We start from the raw sequence: 6616 nt of genomic DNA on the forward strand, positions 1-6616 counted from the left end.
TTCCCCGCGCGGGTGCACCCCATGGCCTCAGAAGCTTCTCGGACGGACCGCACGCCCACCGGCGAGCCGACAGATGCCGATGCGCATCCGGTGCGACGTAGTCCCACCCAGGATCGCAGCGCCGCGACGGTGGGCAGAATCAACGCTGCTGCGGCCCGTCTGCTCGGGCGCGGAATCCCGCCCCATCGCCTGACGACCGCGCAGATCGCCCGAGAGGCCGGCGTCTCGGTCGGTGCCCTCTACCGCTTCTTCCCCGACAAGGAGGCGCTGGTCGATGCACTTGCCGCGGAGCGCTTCGAGGCCTTCGAAGCGGCGCTTCGGCAGGAGATCGCGCCCGGGCTACTGGCGGCCAACGGGCCGGCTTTGATCGCTCGCCTCGTCAACGCCGCCGCGGCTTATCTGGAGGCCCATCCGGATCTCCGCACCCTCGTCTTCTGCAGCCACCGGGATGATGGCGAAACGCCGAGCCTGCGCGGTCACCTCGGTCAGACCGCCACCGCGATGATCAAGCGCCACTTGGTTGAGGGGCTCGGGATGCAAGACACGCCCGAATTGGATTTTCGACTGCGTCTTGCCGCAGAAGTCGAAGGCCATCTCCTCGGGATGGCCCTGGCGCAGCCGGATCCGCACCAGCGCGAGGCAATCCTCGACGAAACCAAACGCCTGCTCTCGACCTATATCTTCGGATAAGGCGGCGCCGACCCTGCGGGCACCGCACGAGCAGGATGACCGCAGTGCCGGCGGGTCGTGGGCGTTCGCGGTCTCATCACCCTTGAGCGCGCGATGCGCCCAGCCGAGTGGCGCGATGTGCCGCAACAGAATGGGATCGACGCCGCGGTCGGCCGGGTTCTCGACCGTGCGGTCGCGCAACGCGCCCGACAGGCAGAGGACAATCGCGCCAGCGCGTTGCGGGCCTCACCCCGATTGCGCTTAGCCTGCCCGCATCGGCGCCGATCGAGGTCTCGCAGCCAGTTCACCAGGGCCGCAGAAACGCGAAAGCCCCGCGTTGCCGCGAGGCTCCCACATCCCGTCGTTCGAGCTCGTTGCCGGCCACCCGGGTGCCAGGGTTCGGCAACCCCGACCCGCTCCGCGGATCAAGCGGCCTCGCCGGCCTCGGTCTGGACCGCCGCGTCGCCCTCGACCAGCTTCCAGGTCTTGGTCTTCGAGAACGGACGGCACTCCTCGATGAACACCGTCTGGCCGACCTTGGCGACGTTGCCCTCGTCGTGCGCGTGGTAGTTCTTCGACCGGCGCACGGTCTTCTTCATCACCGGGTGCGTGAAGCGGCGCTCCACCTTCACCACGATGGTCTTCTCACCCTTGTCGCTGACGACGGTGCCCTGCAGGATGCGCTTCGGCATGGTTGTCTCCTATAACCCGCCTCAGCCCTTGGCCTGCTGCAGCGTCTTGGAACGCTGCAGAGTCCGGACGCGGGCGATGTCGCGGCGGACCTCGCGGACGCGGGCGACGTTCTCGAGCTGGCCGGTGGCCCCCTGGAAGCGCAGGTTGAACTGCTCCTTCTTGAGGTTGATCAGCTCGTCATTCAGCTGATCCGGCGACAGCGCCTTCAGATCAGACAGTCTCTGGGTCGACTTCACGATATCCTCCGTTCAGTCGGCGATGCGCTGGACGACCCGCGTACGGATCGGAAGCTTCGCGGCGCCGAGGCGGAGCGCCTCCTTGGCGATGTTCTCGGCAACGCCGTCGACCTCGAACATGATCCGGCCGGGATGGACCCGAGCCGCCCAATAATCCGGGGCGCCCTTACCGGAGCCCATGCGGACCTCGGTCGGCTTCGAGGAGACCGGGACGTCCGGGAACACCCGGATCCAGACACGGCCCTGGCGCTTCATCTCGCGGGTGATCGCGCGGCGGGCCGCCTCGATCTGGCGGGCGGTGACGCGCTCGGGCTCCACCGCCTTCAGGCCGAACTGGCCGAAGTTCAGCTCGAAGCCGCCCTTGGCCGCACCGTGGATGCGGCCCTTGAACTGCTTGCGGAAGCGGGTCTTTTTCGGTTGCAGCATGGCTTCCTACCTTACGCGTGCTCGCGCTCGCGGCGTCCGCGCTCGCGGCCGCCCTCGCCATCGCGCTCACGGCGTCCGCCGGAGCGGCCGCCCTCTTCCTGGGCCTTCTTGTCCTGGGCCATCGGGTCGTGCTCAAGGATCTCGCCCTTGAACACCCACACCTTGATGCCGCAGGTGCCGTAGGTCGTGAACGCCGTGGCGGTGCCGTAGTCCACGTCGGCGCGCAGCGTGTGCAGCGGGACGCGGCCCTCGCGGTACCATTCCTGGCGGGCGATCTCGGCGCCGCCGAGGCGGCCCGAGCAGTTGATCCGGATGCCCTCGGCGCCCAGACGCATGGCCGACTGCACGGCCCGCTTCATGGCGCGCCGGAAGGCGACGCGGCGCTCGAGCTGCTGGGCGATCGAGTCGGCCACCAGGGTGGCGTCGATCTCGGGCTTGCGCACCTCGACGATGTTGATGGTCACGTCGGCCTTGGTCATGGTGCCGACGAGCTTGCGCAGCTTCTCGATATCCGCGCCCTTCTTGCCGATCACCACGCCCGGACGACCCGAGTGGATGGTGACGCGGCACTTCCGGTGCGGACGCTCGATGACGATCTTGGAGACCGCCGCCTGCTTGAGCTGCTTCATGAGGGCGGCGCGGATCGCGACGTCCTCGTGCATGAGCTTCGCGTAGTCGCCCTTGTTGGCGAACCAGCGGGAATCCCAGGTCCGGTTGATGCCGAGCCGGAGACCGATCGGGTTGACTTTCTGGCCCATCAGATCCTCCTCAAGCCGCTTCGGCCTGGCGGACTTCGCGAACCACGATGGTGAGGTTCGAGAAGGGCTTCAGGATGCGCGCGCCGCGGCCGCGGGCGCGGGCGTGGAAGCGCTTGAGAACCAGCGCCTTGCCCACGAAGGCCTGGGAGACGACGAGGTCGTCGACATCCAGGTCGTGGTTGTTCTCGGCGTTGGCGATGGCGCTCTCGAGGCACTTCTTGACCTCGGTCGAGATGCGCTTGCGGGAGAACTGGAGCTCGGCCAGCGCCGTGTCGACCTTCTTGCCGCGGATCATCTGCGCCACGAGGTTGAGCTTCTGCGGGCTGACGCGCAGCATGCGCGCGACGGCCTTCGCCTCGTTCTCGGGGAGCGCGCGGGGGGTGGCTTGCTTGCCCATCTCAGCGCCTCTTCGCCTTCTTGTCGGCCGCGTGGCCCGGGAAGGTGCGGGTCGGCGAGAACTCGCCGAACTTGTGCCCGACCATCTCCTCGGTGACGTAGACCGGGATGTGCTTCTGCCCGTTGTGCACACCGAAGGTGAGCCCGACGAACTGCGGGAGGATCGTGGAGCGGCGGCTCCAGATCTTGATGACCTCGGAGCGCGAGGAGCCCCGCGCCGCCTCGGCCTTCTTGAAGAGGTAGCCGTCGACGAACGGCCCCTTCCAGAGAGAGCGTGCCATAGCGATTACTTCTTGCGGTTGTGGCGGCTGGACAGGATGAACACGTCGGTCCGCTTGTTGGACCGGGTCTTCTTCCCCTTGGTGGGCACGCCCCAGGGCGTGACCGGGTTGCGGCCGCCCGAGGTGCGACCCTCGCCGCCGCCGTGCGGATGGTCGACCGGGTTCATCGCCACGCCGCGGTTGTGCGGGCGCTTGCCGAGCCAACGGTTGCGCCCGGCCTTGCCGAGCGAGATGTTCATGTGGTCCGGATTCGAGACCGCGCCGACGCTGGCGAAGCACTGGCCGTGGACCAGGCGCTGCTCGCCCGAGTTCAGGCGGAGCGTCACGTAGCCCTGGTCGCGGCCCACGATCTGCGCGTAGTTGCCGGCCGAGCGGGCGATCGCGCCGCCCTTGCCGATCTTCAGCTCGACATTGTGGACGATCGTGCCCACCGGCATCGAGCCGACCGGAGCGGCATTGCCCGGCTTGATGTCGACGCTCTCGCCGGCCACCACCTTGTCGCCCGGCTGCAGGCGCTGGGGGGCCAGGATGTAGCTCTGCTTCCCGTCGGGGAAGTTGATCAGCGCGATGAAGGCCGTGCGGTTCGGATCGTACTCGATCCGCTCCACGGTCGCGGCGACGCCGAGCTGCTCGCGACGCTTGAAGTCGACGTTGCGCAGCACGCGCTTGTGGCCGCCGCCGCGGAAGCGGACGGTGATGCGGCCGAGATTGTTGCGGCCGCCGGAGGACGACTTGCCCTCCGTCAGCGCCTTCACCGGCTTGCCCTTGTAGAGCTCACGGCGGTCGACGAGCACGAGCTGGCGCAGGCTCGGCGTGACCGGTTTGAATGTCTTCAAGGCCATCGGCTTGGATCCCTAAATCCCGTCCTCAGAGCCCGGTCGTGACGTCGATCGAGTGGCCCTCGGCCAGGGTCACGATCGCCTTCTTCACGTCGGAGCGCTGTCCGCGGAGGCCGCGGAAAATCTTCTTCTTACCCTTGGTGACAAGGGTGTTCACGGCCGTGACCTTCACGTCGAACAGCTTCTCGACGGCCTCCTTGATCTGAGGCTTGGTCGCCTTGGGGGCGACGCGGAAGACCACCTTGTTCTGCTCGGTCAGGTTCGTCGCCTTCTCGGTGATCACCGGGGAGACGACGATGTCGTAGTGGCGCGGATCGGCACTCATTTGAAACGCTCCTCCAGCGCGTCGACGGCAGCCTTCGTCAGGACGAGCGTGTCGCGGCGCAGGATGTCGTAGACGTTGATGCCCTGCACGGGCAGCACGTCGATCTGCGGGATGGCGCGGGCGGCCCGGCCGAAATTCACGTCGACCTCGGCACCGCCGATGATCAGCGCGTTCGAGAGGCCCATCTTGCCGAAGCGCTCGACGAGACCCTTGGTCTTGTGATCCTCGATCTTGATGTCGTCGACGACGATCAGGGTCGAGGCCTTGGCCTTGGCCGACAGGGCGTGGCGCAGGGCCAGCGCACGGACCTTCTTGGGCAGGTCGTGGCTGTGGTCGCGCACGACCGGGCCGAAGGCGCGTCCGCCGCCGCGGAACTGCGGCGCCGAGGCCGCGCCGTGGCGGGCGTTACCGGTGCCCTTCTGCTTGTAGGCCTTCTTGCGGGTCCGGTTCACGTCCGAGCGGTTCTGCACGGCGTGGGTGCCGGCGCGCCGCTTGGCGAGCTGCCAGCGGACCATGCGCTGCAGCAGGTCGGCGCGCGGCTCCAGGCCGAAGATCTCTTCGTTCAGCTCGACCGAGCCGGCACCTGCCCCGTCGAGGGTTTTGACATCGAGCTTCATCACGCGGTCTCCTCAGCCGCAGGGGCCTCGGGGGCCGGGGTGGAGGCGCCGTTCTCACGGAACTTGCCCGGCAGCGGAACATCGGCGGGGAGCTTGCGCTTCACCGCGTCGCGGATCTGGATCCAGCCGCCGGCCACGCCCGGCACCGCGCCCTCGACCAGGATCAGGCCGCGCTCGGGATCGGTGCGCACGACGCGCAGGTTCTGGGTCGTGACCCGCTCGACGCCGAGGTGACCCGGCATCTTCTTGTTCTTGAAGGTCTTGCCCGGGTCCTGACGGCCGCCGGTCGAACCGATCGAGCGGTGCGAGATCGACACGCCGTGGGTGGCGCGCAGGCCGCCGAAGTTCCAGCGCTTGATACCGCCGGCGAAGCCCTTACCGGTCGTGGTGCCGGTGACATCCACGAACTGGCCGGGGATGAAGTGGTCCGCGGTGATCTCGGCGCCGACCGGGATCAGCGCGTCCTCGGACACGCGGAACTCGGCGAGCTTCTTCTTCGGCTCGACCTTGGCGACCGCGAAGCGGCCGCGCTCGGCACGGGACACGTTCTTGACCTTGGCCTTGCCGACGCCGACCTGCAGCGCGACGTAGCCGTTCTTCTCGACGGTGCGGTGGGCCACCACCTGGCACTGATCGATCTTGAGCACGGTGACGGGGACATGCTCCCCCGCGTCCGTAAAGACGCGGGTCATGCCGACCTTCTGTGCGATGACGCCTGAGCGCATAGGTTCTCTCCCTCGCGCGATGAAACGGTAAGCTCTAAGTCCTCAGCGGACTCAGAGCTTGATCTCCACGTCCACGCCGGCGGCGAGGTCGAGCTTCATCAGCGCGTCCACGGTCTGCGGCGTCGGATCGACGATATCGAGCACGCGCTTGTGCGTGCGCATCTCGAACTGCTCGCGCGACTTCTTGTCGATGTGCGGCGAGCGGTTCACGGTGAACTTCTCGATATGCGTCGGCAGCGGGATCGGGCCCCGGATGGTCGCGCCGGTGCGCCGGGCCGTGGAGACGATCTCCTTGGTCGACGCGTCGAGGATGCGGTGATCGAACGCCTTCAGGCGGATACGGATGTTCTGACCGTTCATGTTCCTAGGACCTTGAGAGGGACGGCGGGGTACGCGAGGCTTTCACCCCGCCGCGCCCTGCTAAGGATGCTTGCCCGAGCTTCAGTCGTTGATGGCGGCGACGACGCCGGCACCGACCGTGCGGCCGCCCTCGCGGATGGCGAAGCGCAGCTTCTCCTCCATGGCCACCGGCACGATCAGCGCCACGTCCATGGTCACGCTGTCGCCCGGCATCACCATCTCGGTGCCCTCCGGCAGCGTGCAGATCCCGGTCACGTCCGTCGTCCGGAAGTAGAACTGCGGCCGGTAGTT

Annotated in this window: 12 protein-coding genes and 1 pseudogene; 1 reads left to right on the plus strand and 12 read right to left on the minus strand. The window is 67.7% G+C overall.

The genetic code is table 11. The annotated features are described in order from the left end of the window. Positions 1-21 precede the first annotated feature (21 nt). Positions 22-690: a TetR/AcrR family transcriptional regulator gene (locus tag FVE89_RS21240; protein WP_246731085.1), complete on the plus strand. Its 669-nt coding sequence runs from the start codon at positions 22-24 to the stop codon at positions 688-690. A 404-nt stretch (positions 691-1094) separates the two neighbouring features. Here FVE89_RS21240 and rpsQ read toward each other — a convergent pair whose 3' ends face one another. The 12 genes and pseudogenes from rpsQ to tuf form a co-directional block, all read right to left on the minus strand. Further along, complete coding sequence (rpsQ, locus tag FVE89_RS21245) at positions 1095-1361, minus strand: 30S ribosomal protein S17 (protein WP_160536266.1); 267 nt, start codon at positions 1359-1361, stop codon at positions 1095-1097. 21 nt (positions 1362-1382) lie between these two features. Then, on the minus strand, positions 1383-1598 hold the full coding sequence (rpmC, locus tag FVE89_RS21250) for a 50S ribosomal protein L29 (protein ID WP_020094255.1): 216 nt from the start codon (positions 1596-1598) through the stop codon (positions 1383-1385). Positions 1599-1610: 12 nt separating this feature from the next. Then, a complete protein-coding gene (gene rplP, locus FVE89_RS21255; protein ID WP_012319193.1) occupies positions 1611-2024 on the minus strand; it encodes a 50S ribosomal protein L16 in 414 nt (137 codons plus the stop codon). 11 nt (positions 2025-2035) lie between these two features. After that, on the minus strand, positions 2036-2782 hold the full coding sequence (gene rpsC / locus FVE89_RS21260) for a 30S ribosomal protein S3 (protein ID WP_012319192.1): 747 nt from the start codon (positions 2780-2782) through the stop codon (positions 2036-2038). Positions 2783-2792: 10 nt separating this feature from the next. Further along, positions 2793-3179: a 50S ribosomal protein L22 gene (gene rplV, locus FVE89_RS21265; RefSeq protein ID WP_012319191.1), complete on the minus strand. Its 387-nt coding sequence runs from the start codon at positions 3177-3179 to the stop codon at positions 2793-2795. Between the two features lies 1 nt (position 3180). Beyond that, positions 3181-3459 carry a 30S ribosomal protein S19 gene (rpsS, locus tag FVE89_RS21270; RefSeq protein WP_012319190.1) on the minus strand — a complete coding sequence of 93 codons (279 nt, stop codon included), beginning with the start codon at positions 3457-3459 and terminating at the stop codon, positions 3181-3183. A gap of 5 nt (positions 3460-3464) precedes the next feature. Further along, positions 3465-4301, minus strand: coding sequence for a 50S ribosomal protein L2 (rplB, locus tag FVE89_RS21275; RefSeq protein WP_020094256.1), 837 nt, complete (start codon positions 4299-4301; stop codon positions 3465-3467). Positions 4302-4326: 25 nt separating this feature from the next. Next, positions 4327-4623, minus strand: coding sequence for a 50S ribosomal protein L23 (locus tag FVE89_RS21280; protein WP_020094257.1), 297 nt, complete (start codon positions 4621-4623; stop codon positions 4327-4329). Then, entirely contained in the window at positions 4620-5240 is a 621-nt protein-coding gene (gene rplD / locus FVE89_RS21285) for a 50S ribosomal protein L4 (RefSeq protein ID WP_160536267.1), read from the minus strand. Before rplD ends, FVE89_RS21280 begins: the two co-directional genes overlap by 4 nt. Then, positions 5240-5965: a 50S ribosomal protein L3 gene (gene rplC / locus FVE89_RS21290; RefSeq protein WP_160536268.1), complete on the minus strand. Its 726-nt coding sequence runs from the start codon at positions 5963-5965 to the stop codon at positions 5240-5242. The genes rplD and rplC overlap by 1 nt, the downstream gene beginning before the upstream one ends. Before the next feature lie 51 nt (positions 5966-6016). Next, entirely contained in the window at positions 6017-6325 is a 309-nt protein-coding gene (rpsJ, locus tag FVE89_RS21295; RefSeq protein WP_043351245.1) for a 30S ribosomal protein S10, read from the minus strand. 81 nt (positions 6326-6406) lie between these two features. Further along, a pseudogene (tuf, locus tag FVE89_RS21300) lies at positions 6407-6616 on the minus strand (elongation factor Tu); the annotation flags it as partial.

The sequence above is a fragment of the Methylobacterium sp. 2A genome, assembly GCF_009806555.1.
Lineage (GTDB): Bacteria > Pseudomonadota > Alphaproteobacteria > Rhizobiales > Beijerinckiaceae > Methylobacterium.

Coding starts and splice junctions, on each gene's coding strand:
- FVE89_RS21240 (WP_246731085.1), top strand. CDS start 22: ATGGCCTCAGAAGCTTCTCGGACGGACCGCACGCCCACCGGCGAGCCG.
- rpsQ (WP_160536266.1), bottom strand. CDS start 1,361: ATGCCGAAGCGCATCCTGCAGGGCACCGTCGTCAGCGACAAGGGTGAG.
- rplP (WP_012319193.1), bottom strand. CDS start 2,024: ATGCTGCAACCGAAAAAGACCCGCTTCCGCAAGCAGTTCAAGGGCCGC.
- rpsC (WP_012319192.1), bottom strand. CDS start 2,782: ATGGGCCAGAAAGTCAACCCGATCGGTCTCCGGCTCGGCATCAACCGG.
- rplV (WP_012319191.1), bottom strand. CDS start 3,179: ATGGGCAAGCAAGCCACCCCCCGCGCGCTCCCCGAGAACGAGGCGAAG.
- rpsS (WP_012319190.1), bottom strand. CDS start 3,459: ATGGCACGCTCTCTCTGGAAGGGGCCGTTCGTCGACGGCTACCTCTTC.
- rplB (WP_020094256.1), bottom strand. CDS start 4,301: ATGGCCTTGAAGACATTCAAACCGGTCACGCCGAGCCTGCGCCAGCTC.
- FVE89_RS21280 (WP_020094257.1), bottom strand. CDS start 4,623: ATGAGTGCCGATCCGCGCCACTACGACATCGTCGTCTCCCCGGTGATC.
- rplD (WP_160536267.1), bottom strand. CDS start 5,240: ATGAAGCTCGATGTCAAAACCCTCGACGGGGCAGGTGCCGGCTCGGTC.
- rplC (WP_160536268.1), bottom strand. CDS start 5,965: ATGCGCTCAGGCGTCATCGCACAGAAGGTCGGCATGACCCGCGTCTTT.
- rpsJ (WP_043351245.1), bottom strand. CDS start 6,325: ATGAACGGTCAGAACATCCGTATCCGCCTGAAGGCGTTCGATCACCGC.